The following is a 1,112-nucleotide window of genomic DNA, read 5'->3' as shown; positions in this document are numbered from 1 at the left end:
AAAACCGTTGCATATGAAGGTACGCCACTACGCGAAATTTTAGCCCGTGGACTCTTTGGACGATGTTCGCGCGCTTGAGCCCAAACCATTCTTGATAGGCTTTGGGTATATAAGTTAACGCTGGCAAAGCACGCAGAAAATCCAATGATACTGATGAGCCACTTTGCGCTATCTCCCAATAAATGGGCGCTTAACCAAGGGATGGAAGCATTATCGAATTGTGCGTTGCCATAAGCACCAAACTTTAAGATGACAACAGAACAAGCCCAGTAAGTTGCACCAGCAACAAAACAGCCGACGATAATTGCGATCGGGAAGTCTCGTTGCGGATTCTTGAACTCTTCCCCCATGTGAGCAAAGGCTTCGATGCCAACAAAGCACCAGAACATCACGCCAAGTGCTGCGGTGATCGGCCAAATGGATTCTGTTGTGAGAGTCGGCATTGAAAGATCTGCGCTATTGATTTCGCCTTTAAACAAAAATGCCCCAACCAAAGCAAAAACACTCAATGCGATGACGGTTTGCAAGCGCCCTGATGATTTGGTGCCCAATAGGTTGACCAAGATGAGCAGAAAAACCGTCAATACTTGCGCAAATAAGTGGTTGTTGATTGGAGTAGGAAGCAGTTGTTGAAGAAAACCTGCTGCAAGAGCAATCGCGGCAGGCACGCCAACGGGAATTACACTGACAAATAGCCAAGCGACGCTGCTTTCCAATCTCGAGTTAAAAGCTTGACGCACAAAAAATGCCGTGCCGCCAGCATTCGGGTAGCGCTTACCAAGTTGGGCAAAAGTCAGCGCGATTGGACAAATCGCGATGAATAAAAGGACCCAAGCCCACAAAGAAAAATGGCCAGCGATTCCTGCCGCGATAGCGGGAATCATAAACAAGCCTGTTCCCATCAAGGTTGTGGACAACTGGGCGATACCGGAGATAAGAGAGATGTCTTTTTTTAGCTGTTCCATGCGTTTCTCGGAGGTTTTATTTAAGTGCGCGTTCCATGCTGCGCCTTAATTGGACTTTGGGTTGAAGATAGAATATCTGAACTCCAAAAAACAAAATGCGCTTGTTCACCGTCAATATGACGGTTGGTTTAAATAAATCCAACAAAA

The 1,112-nt window shown here is 46.5% G+C and carries 1 protein-coding gene; it reads right to left on the bottom strand.

Features of this window, described 5'->3' with window-relative positions; translation table 11 throughout:
* Positions 1–965 (bottom strand): L-methionine/branched-chain amino acid transporter (gene yjeH, locus R8N28_RS26450; RefSeq protein ID WP_318183818.1); only part of this gene is annotated, 965 nt, incomplete at its 3' end.
* Positions 966–1,112: the final 147 nt, after the last annotated feature.

The organism is Vibrio sp. Vb1554, from assembly GCF_033344235.1.
Note: the sequence above shows the minus strand (reverse complement) of the source record. Positions and strands in the feature narration are given on the sequence as shown.